The sequence below is a fragment of the Acinetobacter sp. YH01005 genome, from assembly GCF_013420465.1.
Classification (GTDB): domain Bacteria; phylum Pseudomonadota; class Gammaproteobacteria; order Pseudomonadales; family Moraxellaceae; genus Acinetobacter; species Acinetobacter amyesii.
Genome location: NZ_VOYA01000010.1, coordinates 95,777 through 115,013 on the forward strand (window position 1 = coordinate 95,777; position 19,237 = coordinate 115,013).

The window sequence follows — 19,237 nt, forward strand, 5'->3', positions numbered from 1 at the left end:
AAAAAAATAAAAAAATTACAAGAAAGATTCGGGTTGTTTCGCTGCAGTCCGTGCAGTTTGCGTACTAATAATGCCTTTTGCGACAAGGTTTTTTAAGCTTTGATCGAGTGTGGTCATACCGTAGTTGGCACCCGTTTGAATCGCTGAATACATTTGCGCGACTTTGTTTTCACGAATCAAGTTACGGATCGCAGGAATACCGATCATGATTTCATGCGCAGCCACACGACCGCCACCATTTTTCTTGAGTAGGGTTTGTGAAATTACGGCTTGAAGTGATTCAGATAACATGGCACGAACCATGTCTTTTTCTTCAGCAGGGAATACGTCAATCACACGGTCAATGGTTTTTGCGGCAGAGGTTGTATGGAGTGTACCGAAGACCAAGTGACCGGTTTCAGCAGCTGTCAGCGCCAAACGAATGGTTTCAAGGTCACGCATCTCACCGACTAAGATAATATCCGGGTCTTCACGCAGTGCGGAACGAAGTGCTTCGTTAAAGCCGTGCGTATCACGGTGTACTTCACGTTGGTTGACCAAGCATTTTTTTGATTCGTGTACAAATTCGATCGGGTCTTCGACCGTTAAAATATGGTCATAACGGTTGTCGTTGATGTAATCAACCATCGCAGCAAGCGTGGTTGATTTACCCGAACCTGTTGGACCGGTCACCAATACGATGCCACGTGGATATTCACAAATATCTTTAAAGATTTGGCCCATGCCAAGATCTTCAATGGTTAGTACTTTTGAAGGAATGGTACGGAATACGGCACCAGCACCACGGTTTTGGTTAAATGCGTTCACACGGAAACGAGCCACACCAGGTACTTCAAATGAAAAGTCAGTTTCTAATTTTTCTTCGTAATCACGACGCTGTTTATCGTTCATGATGTCGTAAACCAATTTGTGCACTTCTTTATGTTCAAGAGCAGGAAGGTTGATACGACGAACTTCACCATCCACACGAATCATTGGTGGCATACCAGAAGATAAATGTAAATCCGAAGCGTTATTTTTGGCAGCAAAGGCCAATAGTTCTGTAATGTCCATAAAATCCCCGAGATAAAAATTAAATCTTAATTATTTTGATAGAATAATAAGGCTTTCCCACAGCTTAACCAACACTTAGTTGCAGGGCAATGCAAAAAAAGATGAATGAAATGAGAACCCCGTCAATGAATAAACTTCAAGAAGCACGAAATCAAGTCTTGCAGCAAATTGAGCAGGCTTGCCAACTTGCGGGTCGACCACAGCAATCGGTTGAATTGTTGGCTGTATCTAAGACGCATCCTGCTGAAATGCTAAGAGAAATGTATGCAACGGGGCAACGCTCATTTGGTGAAAATTATCTGCAAGAAGCGCTTGAAAAAATTGAGGCTTTGGCAGATTTAGAGATTGATTGGCATTTCATTGGTCATGTACAGCGCAATAAAACCAAACATTTGGCTTCAAACTTTGCTTGGGTGCATGGGGTAGACCGTTTGATTATTGCGGAGCGTTTATCAAGCCAGCGAGAAGCGACGCAAGCACCTTTGAATATTTGCCTACAAGTCAATATTGATGCGCAAGATACGAAGGATGGCTGTCAGCCGAATGAAGTAGCAGGTTTGGTCGCACAGATTTCTACGCTACCGAATTTACGCTTACGTGGACTGATGGTGATTCCTGCTCCAAACAATCCGCAAGCGTTTGCTGATGCCAAAATGCTCTTTGAACACGTCAAAGCACAGCATGCGAAACCTGAAGATTGGGATACATTAAGTATGGGGATGTCAGGCGATATGACTGATGCGATTGCTGCGGGTTCAACGATGGTTCGCGTGGGGACAGCATTGTTTGGCGCACGTGATTATTCAAAATAGGACAGAAGATTCAGCCTGCTTTCAAAAACTAGGCTTATAAAGTGTAAGCACAGCAGATAAATTTTCACAATAGATGAAACCTATGGGTTCAAAGTGAGCCTTTTAATTTGAACTTTCCATTAAAGTTGAGTACAAAATAATCAGGATGTTTTTGATATTGAAGTAATTCACACTTGGACAAATAGGGAAGTTCATGACGGCATATTATCAGTTGATTCAACGCGACGTAGATGCGCAAGGCTGTGTCACGGCACATTACCATTCGACCAATTTAGCACAAGGTGCATGGAATGCACATGAGCAACACATGGCACCAGCTACAGGCATTATTTGTGCTGAATTAGACCGTTTTTCACCACGTCATGATATGCGTATCGGGCGCATTAGCCTCGATATTTTGGGCTTAATTCCTGCTGGCGAGTTTGAAATAATCACGCAAGTGATTCGTCCGGGAAAAACCATTGAACTGATTGAATCTGAAATGCGGGCTCAGGGCAAAACCTGCATTGTGGCACGCACTTGGCGCATGATGACGCAAAATAGCCAGTCCGTGAAAGGTTTGGAGGATGCTGATGTGACTGGGCCAGAAACTGCGCCGATTTGGGACGGTATCCGTCAGTGGCCGGGGGGATATATTCAGTCGATTGAAGCAAGAAGCCATGGGCGCCGTGCAGGTCAAGGCATTGTGTGGCTGAGAACACAGCATGACATGGTTGAAGGTGAGCCGACTGCTGATTTTGTCCGTTTAATGGGCATGGTTGATACCGCCAATGGTATTGTTCCGCGTCAGGATTGGCCATTTGGCTGGGGCTTTCCAAATCTGGATCTACAAATCCATTTGCACCGTTTACCACAGGGACAGTGGTTAGGTCTGGAAACCGTGCAGCAGTATGGAGCGGATGGTGTTGGTTTGAGTAGTTCTGTATTGCATGATGTCCATGGCCCATTTGGGCGTAGTGAACAGATTTTAACGCTACGTCCACTCGGGACGTAATGATCTAGAGAATCAAAAATTATAAAGCCTGCTTTAAGCAGGCTTTTTTTAAGATACGATTTGGATGGTGCTTGCACCTGCTCCGACAGGATTGACTTGAATTTGCACAGGGATTCGTTCGTGCATTTCTTGAATGTGAGAAATTAGCACGACTTTACGCCCTTGGTTTTGTAGCTGATCCAGAGCATTCATCACCATGTGCAGACTTGAAGCGTCTAGCGTACCAAATCCTTCGTCAATAAATAGGCTTTCAATTTTTGTTGTACCTGATGCCATGCTCGCAATGGCTAAGGATAAAGCGAGTGCTGTTAAGAACGACTCACCACCTGAAAGCGAAGAGACAGAGCGAGTTTCGCCATCCATGTCATGATCGATAATGGCTAGACTTAAGGAATTTTCAAGGCGCTTTAAGGTATAGCGCTGTGAAAGTATCGCCAATTGCTGGTTAGCATACTCGATTAAAATATCAAGGTTATATTGCTGCGCCAAATCACGGAACTTCTTGCCCGTTGCATCGCCCATTAAGCTCGAAATTTTATTCCAACGATGTTCTTCAGATTGGATCTGTTGAATCTGATCGGCAAATTGTTTTTGTTTGCTGAGGTTAGAAAAATGAACATCTAACTTACTTTTAAGTTGATCTCTAAGTTCTTGCTGTTCTGCAAGGGCTTTAAGATTTAGTGCAATGACACGCTCGATTTGTAAAATTTGTATTTCAGGCTGTGTTTTTAAATGCTGTTTCAACGTTTCTTGAATAGCCTGAATACCTGCTTGAGCATCTGAATAGGCACGTTCTGCATTTAAAACACGCTGTTTAAGCTGCTGTTCTTGTTCATATGAAATTGCACTAAGTTGCGCTAACAGCGTTTCACTAAATTCTGAATTTTGGCTCATCCATTGTTGAAGCGTATTTTCAACATGCCTCATTTGAGTGACTAATTGTGTTTGCTGGGTGAGGTATTCTTTTAAGCGACTTTGACTGGTTTCAAAGGCTTGACGTACTTGATCGAATGTTTGACGAGCCTGATTGAATCTCGTCTGTAACAGTTGTCTGTTTTGGTCAAAATCATTTAACCAATCATGTGGTTTTTCAACTTGTGTTTGGGTCATCTCAAAAATAGTTTGAATCGCAATATCACTATTTTTTTTGCCCTCAATTGTTAAATTTTCAATTAGATTTTGAGCCGTTTGAATTTTTTCCTGACTAAATTTAATTTGTTGCTGATAGTGCTCAAGCTGTTGTGAAGTTTGATTATATTGAGTATTTAACTCGTGGCGTTGCTTTAAGTAATTTTGACGTTGTTGTAGTGTGTGATAAATCTGTTCAGCCGCGCTTAAAGTCGACTGTTCCCATAATTTTTTTTCTACGTCATTCAACACAATGAGAATATGCTGAATATTGATTTCAGCTTGTTGCACACTGGATAAGTGCTGTGTGGTTTGTTGAATTGAAGTTATGAGTGCATGACTTTGTTTTTGAGCATTTTCATGTGAAATTAAGGCATCTTCAGTTTGTTTTTGCGCTTGTTGTGATTCATTGATTCTTGTCTGAATCAGTTGCGCCAAGGCTTCATGCTGATGTGAAAAATCAAAAGAAATATTTAGAATATTTAATTGTTGTTGAAGCGCATTTTTTGCCTGATCAAGTTGTATTTTTAAGGTCGCTAGCTGTTGCGCATTGGCATCCATTAACGCGGTTTGCTGAGTGGAGGTGGTTTGTAATTTTTGCCAAGCTTCGAAAGCCACTTTTTCCAATGCAAGTGCTTGTTGTTCTTGTTGCGTTTGTAGTTTCAGTAATTCATCAGAAAAAGCTTCTTTTTCTGAATAAGGATGATGGGTACTTCCACAGACTAAACACGCTTCGCCATCGACCAAATCTGCACGCAATTTTTCAATATTTTCCGTATTCAGTAAGCGCTGTTGTTGCAACATGTGTTGCAGTTTTTCACGCTCATTTTTCTGCGTTTGATAGGTAAGTTCGGCCGTTTTTAGCTGCGTATGACTTTGTTTAATTTGCTGAGCTAGTGTACGTTTCACCGTCATGAGATTGTTGTTTTCAGCATCAATATTTTGGAAGCTTTGCCATTGTTGCTGAACAACATTGAGCTGATTTAATTTTTGTAAAAGCTGGTCACGTTCGTAACGTAGTGATGAAATTTTCTGATTGAGCGCATCTTCTTGCCCAAATGTTTGCGTTAATTTTTCAAGTTGTTTTTGTTGTGTCTGTAATTGTGTATTGGCTTGTTGCACATTGCCATAATTTTTTTCAAATTGTGCATAACTTTGAATAAATCGTTGAGTCTGTGTGATATGCGCTGAAAGTGCATCATCGAGTGAGGCAAAGTGATTTGAACTTTCTAGCTGTGCCGTGTGTTGAGCAATATTGGTTTGCAGTTGCTCAAGCTGTTCCTTCATCTGTTTTTCATTGTTGATATGCGGAACAAGTTGGTTTTCAATCTCTTTAAAATCACCTTGCGCTTTGCGTAATTGATCTACCAATACAAGACGTTCAGCAATCCGGTCACGCACCAGTTTAATTTTGTCTTGATGTTGAATCTCAAATTGATGCTGTTGTTTTTGTTCTGTATCTATTTTTTCAAAGATGGTTTTTTCAGCATTGAATTGTTGTTCAATCTCTGAAAAATGCTGTTGTGCATGTGTCAATTGCGGCTGTAATTGTGCAATTTCAAGCTTGATATTTTTTTGTTGAATTACACTTGGGCGTATAGATGAAAAGCGTTCAAGTTGTTGCAGTTGTAGCTTTTCAGGCGCAAGTGCATCAAGTTGTTGTTGCTGATTTTGTAGTTGTTGCTGACGTGCTTGCACATCAGTTTCGTATTTTTGCTTTTGTTCATACCACTGTTGATTTTTTTCGAACGCTGATTTTTCTATTTCCAGCTTTTTATATTCTGTAGAAACCGTATTGAATTGATTCGTGGTTGTTATTAGATCTTCATCAGACAATATTTCAATATGTCCTAAAACATTTTCCAGCTCTTTACGCTGATTGGCAATTTGTTTAGTTTTTTCAAAGGCCAATTGACCAATTTTTCCGAAAATACTGGAATTGGTCAGATATTCCAATAGCTCGCCACGTTCATTATCACGCGCTTTTAAAAAAGCGGTCACTTCTGACTGAGCCAGTAAAACAGCACGAGTAAATTGCTCAAAACTGAGTTGAGTAATGCGTAAAATTTGGCTCTCAACCGCTTTAGTTTTATCTGCAACGACACTGCCATCCGTTAAGCATTTCAGTGAACGCTGTACGCTTTGCAATTTGCCATTTGGGTTTTCACGGGCACGTTTAATTTCCCAACGCGCTGAATAGACTTTTTGGTCTTGGGCAACAAAGCTGAGCTCGGCAAAGCCTTGACCTGTGCCACGGCGTAATACGGTTTGCGGTGAGTTGGTTGGCAACTCTGAACCATCGATATCGATCAGTTTACCATCGCTGTCTTTTAAACGTGGCACACGATTAAACAGCGCCAAACACATGGCATCTAAAATGGTTGATTTACCTGCACCAGTTTTGCCAATAATTGCTACTAAGCCTGCACTGGCTAAAGGCTCAGATTCAAAATCAATAAAATGTTCACCCGCTAAAGATGCCAAGTTTTTAATACGTATAGATAAAATTTTCATGGCAATTCCTTAAGCATTCACATCATCTTCAAGTGATTTTTGTGCTTCATCGACCAAACTTAAAAAATCTTTCATTACGGTGTCATCAGCACCATAGCCTTGTTTTTCCCAAAGGTTTTGGAATAATTTTTCAGGCGTAGGTGGATCAAGGTTGATTGCGGCTTGTTGCTGATTATTTTGATCTGAGTTTAAATAACGGCGGCTGATGCGCACCAACCGATAACGGTTCGGCGCTAAAGCCTCTTCAAACTGCTGTCTTAAATTAGGTGCAGGCGGGGTGTCGGTATGGTATTCAATTTCGACATATTCACGCTGATCAATATCTTCAATTTCACCGCTCGCCAAAGCAGATAATTGTGCCAAAACTTCTGGAATTGTGCCTTTGATGCGATGCAATTGCACACTGCGCGGAATTGCTAAGGACCCCATTTGAAAGCGTGATTCATCTGTTTGAGTTGGATCAATACTGATCTCAAGCACTTGGTGCTTATAATTAATTTCACTAAATGACAGGGGAATCGGTGAGCCGCTATAACGGATATGGGTCTGTGCGACTTTTTGCGGTTTATGCAAATGCCCAAGTGCGACATAGTCAATTACATCATCAAATAGGGCAGTCGAAAGCGCTTCTTCATTGCCAATAATAATCGGGCGCTCTGAGTCCGACGTTTCACCGCCTTGCATGTGGGCATGTGACATTAAAATTAAGGCTTGATCTGAAGTTTTACGTGCTTTGGCTTCCGCAATTAATTGCTGATGCACATAGGTAATAGCGTTTTGGCTATTGGTGGTTTGATCATTGAATCCGGTGATCTCGGCAGCCCGTAAAAAAGGTAAGGTTAGACACCATGCCACAATATTTTTGTGTTCATCATAAATAGGCACGAGTAATCGGTCTAAATCGAGCTGACCTTCAGTATTTTTATGGACCACGCCAACAGCTTTGGCATGGTATTTTTCTAATAATGGCTCAACTTGTTCAATACGGTAACCTGAGTCATGATTGCCTGCGATCATCAGGGTTTGCATGTGCGGGGCACGCACATGCGCATCGGCTAAAAATTGATAGAGCTGTTTTTGCGCTTTGGAAGCTGGGTTGATGACATCAAAAATATCGCCAGCTATCAGCAGGGCATGCGGCTGCTTTTGTTCTATTTGTTCGAGTAACCAATGAAGAAACTGTTCGTGTTCGTAGTCACGTGAGTGGTTATAGAAGAATTGTCCTAAATGCCAATCAGAAGTATGAAAAAAACGAACAGTCATGCAAGCCCCCAAAAATCAAAAAAATTGATTGGGGTCTAAAGTATCACAGATGTTCACATTTTCGAGGGTGATTAATCATTCATACGTCAAACTAAGTCGTTCTCGACAGTTACAAGGTCATCAATCTAAGCTGTTACTGTGCATTTGAATCGACTTGTACGAGGCCAAAGGTATTGTGGTCTGGGTCTAAGAAATAGCCTTGCCAACATTGACCAGGAATCGCAAATTTTTCCATGGCAATTTGACCACCCTGCGCCAAAATTTTCTCAGCGATATGGTCGAAATCTTCAACTTCAAAACTACAGGTAAATGCATTGGTGCCGCAGTGCGTTGGTGGAGTCTGAGCAGGGCGCTCTAAGAGGCCACCATGAATGCCTTGAGTTTCAATACGGAAGTATTGAATCGGTAGCCCTTCAACTGGGATAAATGACCAACCGAAAACCGCAGAATAAAAGGCCACTTCACGCTTTGGATCGGAGCTTTGAATTTCAAAATAGCAGAGCTGGTTCATTGTTATTACTCTTTGTTTGATGGATTGCACATTTCAAATAGCAGAGATTTGAAATTAGGCTAAAAAATACCAAGAACTAGGAATATAAAATGTTGTTCTAATCCTGTATATAGATCAATTGTTGTACAGCAGGTGTATTACCTGCATTTGGGGTAGCAGGAGATGCAACATGCCAAATAATCCTTTTGATGAAGAAAAACTTGCAAATAGTATGGTGTATAAGACTTTATTAGAGTCTACATTAGCCATTCCTTGGTGTATTGATTGGGACAGTAAAACATTCAGCTATATTGGACCGCAAATTGAAAAGTTGCTCGGTTGGAAGCAAAATACTTGGCGCACCGTTCAGGACTGGGCATCACGTATGCATGAGGAAGACCGTGATTTTGTGCTGAATTATTGTGTTTCGCAGTCGATGGCTGGTATAGATCATGAGGCAGATTATCGCGCACTTAAAGAGGATGGTTCATATCTTTGGATACGTGATGTTGTGCATGTCGTGCGTAAACCAAATGGTGATGTAGATTGCCTCGTAGGATTTATGTTTGATATTTCCGAACGTAAAAAACAAGAAGAACAGTTACAAAAATTGCAACGTCAGCTCGAAGAATATTCATATAAAGATGGCTTAACCGGTATTGCCAATCGACGTTTGTTTGATGACTTTTATCAACGCGAATGGTTGAACGCGATACGCACACAAAAGCCACTGAGTTTAATTCTGATCGATTTAGATTATTTTAAACAATACAACGACTTGAATGGTCATGTGATTGGGGATACCTGTCTGCGTCAAATTGCGAAAAGTTTGGAATCTTGTTGTACACGACCTCGTGATTTAGTCGCGCGTTTTGGTGGTGAGGAATTTGCTTGGATTTTACCAGAAACCAATGAGGCAGCAGCAGCAGTGATGGCCGATAGAATTATGGAGGCCGTGCGTGCTGCACGATTACCGCATAAAGCTTCAGCGGTGTCTGAACTCGTCACACTCAGCATGGGGGTAAAAACCATTATTCCATCAGATCTAGATAATCGAATGCAATTTTTGGATCAGGTCGATAAAAACCTCTATGTAGCGAAAAGACAGGGGCGTAATCGCTATTGTGCTGCATAACATGGCTTTGCTGTTGTGACTTATTTTAAAGTTGCAGCAAGTTTTTAGTCAGTCGATATTTTTATCGGCTGATTTTTTTTGGGTGTAGAATATAAAAATAAAATTCGATGCTAAATGCATGAGGCACAAAATAAAAGACCGACGATTCGAGTGATGATGAAATCGTCGGTCAAAAAATCGATTTTAAATTTAAGTGATGGCTGCTGTTCATACTTAAATTCAAAATGAAGCTTATTGCTTTTAAAAAGGTCACCGAAACATTGTGGATGCCGTCCAAATCATCGGTTGCTACAGACCTTGTACCCTATATAACGTAGCCGTTTACAGATTGGTTGACATGAAAATGAAAAAAAATGCATTTTTTTTTATACTAGGTGTCAACTTCTTCTTGGGTTAAGGTCATGGTGTCTTTAACACGTTATTTTTTCTTGTTTTTTTTCATTTGTTTAATCATGACCTGTATTTGTGGTGTGATCGCTGCATTATTGCCACAGGGTGTAGGCGGTATTTTAACGGTCGTACCCTATCTGATTGCCATGATCGTGGTGTTATTTCGGTTTTTAAATAAAAATCAGAGAGCACCGACACAGGCGGAACGTAAAAAATTTACCTTAGGTTTTAGCCTGATTTTTTGGTTATATAATTTAGCTTTTGTACTTTTGGGTATCGTAATTTTTTCAAGAAAAGATCCTGAAATTTGGCAAAATTTAATGCTCTATATTCAACATCCTCAGTTTATGAGTTTAATGGTGATCATGTTGTTGCTGATGGCTATCCCTTTGTATTTAATCACCTATTGGTTTTATGGTCCGCAAGCACAGCGGATGGCTGCTCAAAAGTTTGGTGCATAAAGCTTGATCGTTTGGTGATCTTGTTCTATAGATAATAGTATTATTTCATATAGATAAGAACAAATTATGCATCAGCCCACAGTACTGCTGACGGGTGGCAGCGGTTTTATTGGCACACATCTCATCAAGGCACTTTTAGCTGCGGATTATAAAGTGATTGGGCTCAGTCGTAAGGCTGGGCGTATTTCTACATCGCCACATTTAACTTGGGTACAGCAGCTCGATCAAATTCCTCATGACAGAATTGATTATGTGATTAATCTTGCAGGTGAAAGTATCGGCAAAGGTCGCTGGACAGAGACGCGTAAACAGCAATTATTAGAAAGTCGGGTCAAAACCACGGAAGCGCTGTATCAATATTTACGTAAACGTAAAATTTTTCCGAAATGCATTATTTCAGGTTCGGCTGTTGGCTATTATGGTATTGATATTGAAGAACAATGGACAAAAGTGTGCGATGAAAATGCTGCACCACAAGCCATTTTTATGTCAGAGCTATGCCAAAGTTGGGAGCAAGTCACACGCCAATTTCCTGAACAAAATACCATTATCACACGACTAGGTGTGGTCTTGGCTGAAGGTGGCGGGATCTTACCGCAAATGCTGCGACCGATTCAGTTCAATTTGGTTAATAAAATAGGTTCTGGTCGGCAGCCTTTTGTGTGGATACACATACAAGATCTGATCCGAAGTATGCTGTTTTTAATGAAACAAGCAGAGAAAAAACATGCGTTGCTTGAACCCACGCCAATCGAACCGTATATTTTTAATTTAGTTGCACCAGAAAAAACGACGCAGGCTCAGTTTGCGCAGATTGCAGCACGTCAATTAGCCAAAAAGCCGTGGCTCAATGTGCCTGCAACTATCTTTAAAATTTTATTGGGTGAGCAATCGCAATTAATTTTAAATGGTCAATTGGTTCAGCCTGCTGCTTTATTACAGCAAGGCTTTGAGTTTAAATTTCCGACGTTAAAAGAAGCCTTGCAGGATTTATTGGCTTAGTTGAATTTGACGGATTGACCATTATTCGACGCTTAACAATGCATCTTGAAACAGGCGACTCGGACTATAGTGGTCTGCATTGAATGAAGGCGTTTCCCCAGTCATCAGTTCAGCCAATAACTGAGCTGAAGCTGGTCCCATGCATAAACCATTTCTAAAATGCCCAAAATTTGCCCATAGATTGTCGTAATTTGGCATCTGCCCAATATACGGAATCCCTTCAGGGGAAGATGGACGCAGGCCAGCCCAAGATTTCACAATCGGAAAGTTGGCAAGCTCTGGCACCATGTCAAAGCACGATTCTTGAATATGCTGTAAGGTTGCATCTGTGGTCTGAGTATCAAAACCACATTGGCGCATACTTGAGCCGCAAACCACATGACCATCTTGGCGTGGAATCAAGTACATGACTTTATTCATGCACATGGTCGGCAACCAGTTCTGCGGGGTTTTAAAAAGAAGCATTTGTCCCTGCACAGGTTGTACGGGTATCTCAATGTCCAGTTGTTCACTCCACTCGGCTGACCAAGCGCCCGTGGCAATAACGAATTGATCTGCTGTATGTTGCGTACCATCTGCGGTGGTGATGGACTGGATACGATTATCCGAACGGTTTAATTGGTGGATCGGGCAATGTTCATAAATCTGAACTTTAGGATGCTGCTGTAAATAAGTCGTTAAAGACTGCAAAAGTCGCGGATTACGGATGTTGGCTAATTGCGAAAAATAAATGCCATGTGCAAAGCGTGCTGAAATGTGAGGATTAATCTGCTCAATTTGCTCGGATTGTAAATATTCCGCCTGTTGCATTGGGTCTTGGTGCAAACGGGCATAATCTAAACCGATTTCAAAATCATCTTCATCAAAAATCAACATGCCAGTTTCATGAATTTCAAAATCAATCCCAGTCATAGGTTTTAATTTTTCATTCCATTTTTGGTAGCTCTGCTTGCCATAACGTGCGAGCGCATTGACTTCATTGGGATATCGCCAAGGATACATCGGGGAGAGGATGCCACCACCAGCCCAAGATGCGGCAGAACCTGTGCGTTGTTGGTCGAAAATCGTCACCGTACAACCGCGTTCAACGAGTTCCAATGCGCTGAGTAAACCACTAATACCCGCCCCAATAATGGCAATATTCATGTTCTTTTAACCGATGAATGTATGAGTTTGATCTTAACTTCAGCAACGCCGAAGTTTTTCTTCCATGACTGTTTTTTGAATTTTACAGAGATAAAAAAGCCTTCCTGAACGTTACTATTTCAGGAAGGCTTTGCAGGTTATTTCATGTCTTTCAACATGAGTGCTGCATCTTCAGCAAAGTAAGTCCAGATCCCATCTGCACCTGCACGGCGGCAGCTCATAAGCGATTCGATAATCACGTTTTCAGACAGCCAACCATTTTGAATGGCACCTGCCAACATGGCGTATTCGCCACTCACTTGATAGACAAAGGTTGGAACACCGAAATTATCTTTGACTTCACGGACGATATCTAAATACGGCATACCCGGTTTTACAATCACCATGTCGGCGCCTTCTTGGATATCCAGTGCGATTTCATGTAAAGCTTCTGCACGGTTACCGATGTCCATTTGATAGTTATATTTATTGCCACCTTTGAGGTTGCTTGAAGAACCTACCGCATCACGGAATGGCCCGTAAAAGCTAGACGCATATTTTGCAGAATAAGCCATGATGTTGGTATAGATATGGCCATTGGCTTCAAGGGCTTGGCGAATTGCACCGATACGACCATCCATCATGTCACTTGGTGCAACCACATCTGCACCCGCTTCGGCATGGCTGAGCGCTTGTTTAATTAAGCATTCAACGGTTTCATCATTCAGTACATAGCCGGTATCATCAATGATACCGTCTTGACCATGTGTGGTGTATGGGTCGAGAGCACCATCAGTGATGAGAACCATTTCTGGTAGTTCTTTTTTTAATAAGCGGATGGTGCTTTGGACTAAGCCATCTTCATGCCAAGCTGCTTCAGCCGTTAAGCTTTTATCTTCCTGTGGTGTAACTGGGAACAAAGCTAATTTTGAAACACCCAATTCGAGTAAACGTTCTGCCTTTCTTAGTAACAAGTCAGCAGATAGACGCTGTACGTTTGGCATGCTTGGAATGTCTTGAGTTTGTTGCTGGCCTGGCAACACAAATACTGGATAAATGAGATGATCAGTCGTCAGTTGAGTTTCACGCACCATGGCACGAAGCTGGTCATTTTTACGAATGCGACGCATGCGGGTAGCAGGAAAAGCTGGACGATTGAACGTATAGGTCATAACAATCTCATTGATCAGTATTAAACTTTGACTATTGTAGACGCATAATGAGGGTTTGGCGCACCCCGTATTATTTTTTTATTCAATGACAGCGATTCGAGTAGGCTATGACAGATGTAAATAAGAGTTGGACCGGTAATATTGACCTAAACTCGAAGATTGAAATCGATACTTTATTAAATAACATTGCTCAAGCATTTAACAGCTCCCCATTTTTTGTACACAATGCAATGAAAATGACGGTGATCGATGGTCAGATCGAAGCACGTGTGGACATGGCCAGTAATCTAATAGGAAATGTCGCATTCCAAATTTTACATGGTGGTGTTGCGGCAACTTTACTCGACAGTATCGGTGGTATCTCTGCAATGGCAGAATTGTATAAAAAGGCCACAGCTGAAGATCTAGTAGAAACGAGTAAAAAGGTATCTCGCTTAGCGACCGTCGATATGCGTGTGGATTATTTAGCGCCAGGACGTGGACAGTATTTCGTTGCACGAGCTGAAACCTTACGTTTAGGTCGTAAGGGCTGCACCATGCGTATGACCATGGTCAATGATGAAGGTAAAGCGATTGCAACAGCGATTGCATCGTATGCCTATTAAGCCATTCTTAAGTTAACACATTCAAAATGATGAAAAAATAAAGTCCAGTATTGGCAGCAGGGCATGATTTTATCCTGTTGCCGACGAAAAAAAGACTGACGAGTTACATTTTCTATTCTCAGGATATGATTTTTTAGCTTTAAAATGCCGGAAAATTGAAGAAGATAGACTTTCTCACGACACCATTATCTGACAGCAAAGTTGACATGCTTTGCAAAGCTCATGATGCCATGACCAAGTCTGCTAGATTTAGGACAAATCTATGACAGATACCGTTAGTAACCTGCCAGAAACCCCATCTACAGAGCAGCCCACCGATCAGGAATTAAAAGCACGCAGAAAAAAAGGCCTTGGTATAGTGGCTGTATTGATCGTGATTGCTTTGGTGATGTATTTGATTTGGTCAATATTTCTAAATCATTCCGTCAGTACCGATAATGCCTATGTCGGTGCAGAAACAGCGTCGATTACCTCGATGGTCACGGGGCAAGTGGCAGAGGTTTTGGTGAGTGATACGCAGCAAGTGAAAAAAGGCGATGTGCTTGTTCGCATTGATGCTCGTGATGCTGAAATTGCCTTAGCTCAAGCTCAGGCTGAATTGCTCAAGGCGAAACGCCAATACAAACAAACTGCGGCGAATAGTAGCTCTTTAAACTCACAAATCTTTGTCAGTGATGATGCGATTCATAGTGCAAGCGCACAAGTCGCCAAAGCACAAGCCGATCTGAATAAAGCACAAGATGAATTACAACGTCGTCAACAATTGGCTGCTTCGGGTGCGATTTCTAAAGAAGAATTAAGCACAGCGCAGAGTGCTGTGAATACTGCTAAAGCCAGTTTTGATGTAGCACAAGCAGGTCTCGCTCAAGCCAAATCTAGTCAAAAAGCGGCACAAAGTAATAAAGCGGCGAATGATGCATTAATTCAAGACAGCAATGAAAACTCAACCCCAGATGTTTTAGTTGCACTAGCACGTCTACAACAAGCCCAGTTGGACTTAGAACGTACACAAATCAAAGCACCCTTTGATGGTGTGGTGACACGTCGCAATATTCAAGTTGGGCAACGCATTGCACCGGGAACGTCATTAATGATGGTAGTTCCAGTCTCTCAGTTATATGTCGATGCTAACTTTAAAGAAAGTCAATTGGCAGGGGTACAAGCGGGTCAAAAAGTTGAACTGACGTCTGATCTGTATGGTGACAAAGTTAAATTTAATGGCACAGTGACTGGTTTTTCTGGTGGCACAGGCTCAGCATTTGCCTTGATTCCGGCACAAAATGCCACAGGAAACTGGATTAAAGTGGTTCAGCGTTTACCTGTGAGGATTCGTTTAGATCCAAAAGAGTTGGCAGAACATCCACTCCGTGTGGGGCTGTCTATGGAAGCGACGATTGACCTGAAATCGAAGTAATTGCCTATGAATCAGCAAATGCAAATGACTGACCTAAAAGGTGGTCGTCTGATTCTCGCTGCCTTGGTCTTGGCATTGGCAAACTTTATGGTTGTGCTCGACATGACCATTGCGAATGTATCTGTGCCGCATATTACCGGTAGCCTTGCAGTATCGGCATCCCAAGGGACATGGGTCATTACTTCCTATGCCGTGGCCGAGGCGATTTGCGTGCCATTAACCGGTTGGCTCGCTGGGCGCTTTGGTTCTGTACGGGTTTTTGTGATCAGCCTATTCGGCTTTACTGTATTTTCGATACTGTGTGGTTTATCGACCAGTTTGGAAATGTTGGTGTTTTGTCGAATTGGGCAAGGCTTGTTTGGTGGCCCGATTATGCCACTGAGCCAAACGTTGTTAATGCGCATTTTCCCTCCTGAAAAGCAATCCCAAGCCATGGGCATGTGGGCAATGACTACCGTCGTTGGTCCCATTTTAGGTCCAATTTTGGGTGGTACGATCAGTGATAATTTATCTTGGCATTGGATTTTCTTTATCAATATTCCTGTCGGAATCGGTTGTGCTATCGCAGCGATGCGCTTACTGAAAACGGCTGAAACTCCAACACAGAAATTGAAAATTGACCGCGGTGGCTTGCTGCTGTTGGTGTTGTGGATCGGTGCCTTGCAATTGATGTTGGACTTAGGCCATGAGCGAGATTGGTTTAATCATCCATTTATCGTGGTGTTGGCACTGACGGCATTTGTTGGGCTGATCATTTTCACGATTTGGGAGCTGACTGAGCGGCATCCAGTGGTGAATATACTGCTGTTTAAGTACCGAAGTTTTACCATTTCGGTCTTGGCTTTGGCGTTTGGTTTTGGTGCCTTCTTTGGCAGTATTGTCCTGATTCCGCAGTGGTTACAAATTAACTTGGGCTATACCGCAACGTGGGCCGGTTATCTTACTGCAACTATGGGCGTCGGTAGTTTGACCATGTCGCCAATTGTTGCAAAGTTTGCAACCAAATACGATCAACGTGCTTTGGCGAGTTTTGGTTTAAGTATCTTGGGCGGAGTCACCCTTATGCGCGCCTTTTGGACCACGGATGCAGACTTTATGGCTTTGGCTTTACCGCAAATATTACAAGGTTTTGCCGTGCCATTTTTCTTTATTCCTTTGTCAAATATGGCCTTAGCATCTGTACTGCCACAAGACATGGCATCTGCAGCAGGTTTGATGAACTTCTTAAGAACCATGGCTGGGGCGATTGGAGCGTCGATTGCAGTAACCATTTGGGATGATCACACCAAAGTCGCACGCAGTGAAATGGTCAGTAATTTACATGTTACTGAGGTACAAAATACCTTGGTGAATCATGGAATGAGTTCAGAAGCTGCTTTGGGATATATCTCCAGTTTAGTGGATAAAGAAGCCTTAACGCTTTCAGCCAATCATGTGTTTTTAGTCTTGGCGGGTGTCTTTATATTCGCTGCACTGATCATTTGGCTCTGTCCGCGACCTAAAGCAGGTGTGGGTGGCGGTCATGCACACTAAATATCATCAAGTATAAAAAACCGCTCATTCGAGCGGTTTTTTTGCGTACGGCGTTGATTGGAAAAAATTAAAGGTCCGAGCGCGCCCGTTTGAGTGCAGACTGCCACTGAGCCAAATGAAATTCACGTTGATCAGCATTCATTTTTGGTTCAAAAGCACGTTCTAATTGCCATGATGCAGCAATTTCATCAAGATTTGAAAACACACCCGCTTTGAGTCCGGCCATTGCGGCAGCGCCCCATGCTGTTGATTCTAAAAGTTTAGGACGCAGTACAGGCACATTTAAAATATCGGCCTGAAATTGCATCAGCATATCATTGCTACTGGCACCGCCATCGACCCTGAGTTCTTTAAGTGGACTAGACAGGTCTGACTGCATGGCGGTCAATACATCCGACACTTGAAAGGCAATGGCCTCTAAGGCGGCACGAGCTATGTGGGATTTATTTGTACCACGTGACATTCCACAGAGGAGGGCACGGGCATCACTATCCCAATGCGGAGCGCCTAGCCCAGTAAAGGCAGGAACCAAAACCACGCCATCGGTATGCTCCACTTGGCACGCGAGTTTTTCAACATCACTGCTTTTTTGAATAATCCCTAAACCGTCTCTTAGCCATTGCACAATGGCACCCGCCATAAAGACACTGCCTTCGAGTGCATAATGGGTTTGGTTTTGTGCTTTCCACGCCAATGTCGAGAGTAGTTTATTTTGACTATATTGAACTTCAGTGCCGGTATTAAACAACATGAAACAGCCTGTACCGTAGGTATTTTTGGCTGTACCGGCTTCAAAACAAGATTGACCAAATAGCGCAGATTGTTGATCACCTAAAATGCCGGTAATGGGAATGTTTGCGCCAAGTAAACCTGTAGCGGTATCTGCAATATATTCATCTGAACTGATGATTTTAGGAAGGACCGAAAGGGGAATATCAAATAATTCTAAGAGTTCTTCATCCCAAGCTTGTTGCTGCAAGTTCATTAGCATGGTTCGTGAGGCATTGCTTGCTTCAATCACATGCTCTGCACCTTGTGTCAGGTTCCACACCAACCAACTGTCAATCGTGCCGAAAGCCACATGACCTTGCTCTGCGAGTTCACGTAGACCTTGGGTGTGTTCTAATAACCAGACCAATTTCCCAGCACTAAAATAGGGGTCGATACGTAAACCGGTCTTTTTGTGAATGAGGTCATTGAGGTTTTGTTGAGTTAGTTGCCCACACCACTCGGTTGCACGGCGGTCTTGCCAAACAATTGCAGGAGCAAGTGGTTGACCTGTGCGTTTATCCCAAACCACAGTGGTCTCACGTTGATTGGTCAGGCCAATGGCTTTAATATCTTTTGCGAGGATACGAGCAGAAGCGAGTGCTTGTTGCACGACGGCAATTTGGGTACTCCAAATTTCCTGAGCATCTTGCTCCACCCAACCCGAATGTGGGGTTTGAATATGGGTTTCCCGTTGAGCTGTAGCTTGAACTTGTCCATGTTCGTTAAAAATGATCGCACGACTTGAAGTCGTTCCTTGATCGAGTGCCAATAAATAGCTCATATATTTTTCTTTTGCGGTCTTGAAAAATAAAATATTAACGCAATTATGTAATTAAGCGCAGATCAATGTGTAATTGTTTCGAAATTGCATCGCAATTTTTTGCAGTTATGCTATGATGACGCTACTTTGGGGATGTTTCTGGCTTCGACGCTGGTGATGAAACTCATAGATGCATGTCGAGAGCGCATTTTCTCTCGTAAATCAAATTTGCATATTTTAGTCGCAAACGACGAAACTTACGCTCTAGCTGCCTAAGGGCAGCTTGTCCGCATCCCTGAATACTTGTGGTTAGGGGTCCCGACTGAAGCGAACGCACACAAGTCCGTATAAGATCAAGCCTTGGGGTCTTATACTAAATCTTAAAGGATCGCGATTTGTACCCTGTTCGTCGGGTCACAAAGAGCTAAATCAATAGACGATATCTAAGCATGTAGTATTCTCGAGCGTAGTGCTGGCGGACGCGGGTTCAACTCCCGCCATCTCCACCAAAATTCAATTCAGAGATGTTCGACTGAATGTAAAAAAGCCCTTAAATTCAATATTTAAGGGCTTTTTTATTGGCTGTATTGTCCGATCCTGTCCTAAGCTGTGTGA

General features: G+C 42.4%; 15 protein-coding genes and 1 other RNA gene. 9 read left to right on the forward strand and 7 right to left on the reverse strand.

Annotated features, from left to right (window positions below):
• Positions 1–15 precede the first annotated feature (15 nt).
• Entirely contained in the window at positions 16–1,053 is a 1,038-nt protein-coding gene (locus FTT72_RS09210; protein ID WP_078190026.1) for a type IV pilus twitching motility protein PilT, read from the reverse strand.
• A gap of 125 nt (positions 1,054–1,178) precedes the next feature.
• Between FTT72_RS09210 and FTT72_RS09215 the strand changes: the two genes are divergently transcribed.
• Entirely contained in the window at positions 1,179–1,865 is a 687-nt protein-coding gene (locus FTT72_RS09215) for a YggS family pyridoxal phosphate-dependent enzyme (protein ID WP_180040456.1), read from the forward strand.
• A 193-nt stretch (positions 1,866–2,058) separates the two neighbouring features.
• On the forward strand, positions 2,059–2,859 hold the full coding sequence (locus FTT72_RS09220) for a thioesterase family protein (RefSeq protein ID WP_078193098.1): 801 nt from the start codon (positions 2,059–2,061) through the stop codon (positions 2,857–2,859).
• A 48-nt stretch (positions 2,860–2,907) separates the two neighbouring features.
• On the opposite strand, the gene FTT72_RS09225 is transcribed toward FTT72_RS09220, so the two are convergent.
• The 3 genes from FTT72_RS09225 to FTT72_RS09235 all read right to left on the reverse strand — a co-directional run bounded on the left by FTT72_RS09225 (position 2,908) and on the right by FTT72_RS09235 (position 8,275).
• On the reverse strand, positions 2,908–6,501 hold the full coding sequence (locus tag FTT72_RS09225; RefSeq protein WP_180026561.1) for an AAA family ATPase: 3,594 nt from the start codon (positions 6,499–6,501) through the stop codon (positions 2,908–2,910).
• Between the two features lie 9 nt (positions 6,502–6,510).
• On the reverse strand, positions 6,511–7,764 hold the full coding sequence (locus tag FTT72_RS09230; RefSeq protein ID WP_168379059.1) for an exonuclease SbcCD subunit D C-terminal domain-containing protein: 1,254 nt from the start codon (positions 7,762–7,764) through the stop codon (positions 6,511–6,513).
• 133 nt (positions 7,765–7,897) lie between these two features.
• The gene (locus FTT72_RS09235; protein WP_180004259.1) at positions 7,898–8,275 is read right to left on the reverse strand and encodes a VOC family protein; all 378 of its coding nucleotides are present in this window, start codon (positions 8,273–8,275) and stop codon (positions 7,898–7,900) included.
• A 169-nt stretch (positions 8,276–8,444) separates the two neighbouring features.
• Between FTT72_RS09235 and FTT72_RS09240 the strand changes: the two genes are divergently transcribed.
• From FTT72_RS09240 to FTT72_RS09250, 3 genes are all read left to right on the forward strand, one after another.
• Positions 8,445–9,389 (forward strand): GGDEF domain-containing protein, encoded by a 945-nt coding sequence (locus FTT72_RS09240; RefSeq protein ID WP_180004261.1) that lies wholly within the window; start codon positions 8,445–8,447, stop codon positions 9,387–9,389.
• 401 nt (positions 9,390–9,790) lie between these two features.
• Complete coding sequence (locus tag FTT72_RS09245; protein ID WP_180178254.1) at positions 9,791–10,240, forward strand: ABZJ_00895 family protein; 450 nt, start codon at positions 9,791–9,793, stop codon at positions 10,238–10,240.
• 66 nt (positions 10,241–10,306) lie between these two features.
• Positions 10,307–11,242, forward strand: a complete 936-nt coding sequence (locus FTT72_RS09250) for a TIGR01777 family oxidoreductase (protein WP_180177325.1) — start codon at positions 10,307–10,309, stop codon at positions 11,240–11,242.
• A gap of 21 nt (positions 11,243–11,263) precedes the next feature.
• Here the strand turns inward: FTT72_RS09250 and thiO are convergent, their stop codons facing one another.
• Both thiO and hemB read right to left on the reverse strand, forming a co-directional pair.
• Positions 11,264–12,388: a glycine oxidase ThiO gene (gene thiO / locus FTT72_RS09255; protein WP_180178255.1), complete on the reverse strand. Its 1,125-nt coding sequence runs from the start codon at positions 12,386–12,388 to the stop codon at positions 11,264–11,266.
• Positions 12,389–12,525: 137 nt separating this feature from the next.
• A complete protein-coding gene (hemB, locus tag FTT72_RS09260) occupies positions 12,526–13,539 on the reverse strand; it encodes a porphobilinogen synthase (protein WP_111885258.1) in 1,014 nt (337 codons plus the stop codon).
• Positions 13,540–13,646: 107 nt separating this feature from the next.
• Between hemB and FTT72_RS09265 the strand changes: the two genes are divergently transcribed.
• From FTT72_RS09265 to FTT72_RS09275, 3 genes are all read left to right on the forward strand, one after another.
• Positions 13,647–14,144 (forward strand): thioesterase family protein, encoded by a 498-nt coding sequence (locus tag FTT72_RS09265; protein ID WP_180026566.1) that lies wholly within the window; start codon positions 13,647–13,649, stop codon positions 14,142–14,144.
• A 262-nt stretch (positions 14,145–14,406) separates the two neighbouring features.
• On the forward strand, positions 14,407–15,558 hold the full coding sequence (locus FTT72_RS09270) for an efflux RND transporter periplasmic adaptor subunit (RefSeq protein WP_180066787.1): 1,152 nt from the start codon (positions 14,407–14,409) through the stop codon (positions 15,556–15,558).
• Between the two features lie 6 nt (positions 15,559–15,564).
• Positions 15,565–17,091, forward strand: a complete 1,527-nt coding sequence (locus FTT72_RS09275) for a DHA2 family efflux MFS transporter permease subunit (RefSeq protein ID WP_180178256.1) — start codon at positions 15,565–15,567, stop codon at positions 17,089–17,091.
• Positions 17,092–17,158: 67 nt separating this feature from the next.
• Here FTT72_RS09275 and glpK read toward each other — a convergent pair whose 3' ends face one another.
• A complete protein-coding gene (glpK, locus tag FTT72_RS09280; protein WP_180022282.1) occupies positions 17,159–18,643 on the reverse strand; it encodes a glycerol kinase GlpK in 1,485 nt (494 codons plus the stop codon).
• A gap of 128 nt (positions 18,644–18,771) precedes the next feature.
• Here glpK and ssrA point away from each other — a divergent pair.
• Positions 18,772–19,131, forward strand: a transfer-messenger RNA (tmRNA) gene (gene ssrA / locus FTT72_RS09285).
• Positions 19,132–19,237: the final 106 nt, after the last annotated feature.

Excerpts from the sequence above, each read along its gene's own strand:
- FTT72_RS09210 (WP_078190026.1), bottom strand. The coding sequence starts at position 1,053 with ATGGACATTACAGAACTATTGGCCTTTGCTGCCAAAAATAACGCTTCG.
- FTT72_RS09215 (WP_180040456.1), top strand. The coding sequence starts at position 1,179 with ATGAATAAACTTCAAGAAGCACGAAATCAAGTCTTGCAGCAAATTGAG.
- FTT72_RS09220 (WP_078193098.1), top strand. The coding sequence starts at position 2,059 with ATGACGGCATATTATCAGTTGATTCAACGCGACGTAGATGCGCAAGGC.
- FTT72_RS09225 (WP_180026561.1), bottom strand. The coding sequence starts at position 6,501 with ATGAAAATTTTATCTATACGTATTAAAAACTTGGCATCTTTAGCGGGT.
- FTT72_RS09230 (WP_168379059.1), bottom strand. The coding sequence starts at position 7,764 with ATGACTGTTCGTTTTTTTCATACTTCTGATTGGCATTTAGGACAATTC.
- FTT72_RS09235 (WP_180004259.1), bottom strand. The coding sequence starts at position 8,275 with ATGAACCAGCTCTGCTATTTTGAAATTCAAAGCTCCGATCCAAAGCGT.
- FTT72_RS09240 (WP_180004261.1), top strand. The coding sequence starts at position 8,445 with ATGCCAAATAATCCTTTTGATGAAGAAAAACTTGCAAATAGTATGGTG.
- FTT72_RS09245 (WP_180178254.1), top strand. The coding sequence starts at position 9,791 with ATGGTGTCTTTAACACGTTATTTTTTCTTGTTTTTTTTCATTTGTTTA.
- FTT72_RS09250 (WP_180177325.1), top strand. The coding sequence starts at position 10,307 with ATGCATCAGCCCACAGTACTGCTGACGGGTGGCAGCGGTTTTATTGGC.
- thiO (WP_180178255.1), bottom strand. The coding sequence starts at position 12,388 with ATGAATATTGCCATTATTGGGGCGGGTATTAGTGGTTTACTCAGCGCA.
- hemB (WP_111885258.1), bottom strand. The coding sequence starts at position 13,539 with ATGACCTATACGTTCAATCGTCCAGCTTTTCCTGCTACCCGCATGCGT.
- FTT72_RS09265 (WP_180026566.1), top strand. The coding sequence starts at position 13,647 with ATGACAGATGTAAATAAGAGTTGGACCGGTAATATTGACCTAAACTCG.
- FTT72_RS09270 (WP_180066787.1), top strand. The coding sequence starts at position 14,407 with ATGACAGATACCGTTAGTAACCTGCCAGAAACCCCATCTACAGAGCAG.
- FTT72_RS09275 (WP_180178256.1), top strand. The coding sequence starts at position 15,565 with ATGAATCAGCAAATGCAAATGACTGACCTAAAAGGTGGTCGTCTGATT.
- glpK (WP_180022282.1), bottom strand. The coding sequence starts at position 18,643 with ATGAGCTATTTATTGGCACTCGATCAAGGAACGACTTCAAGTCGTGCG.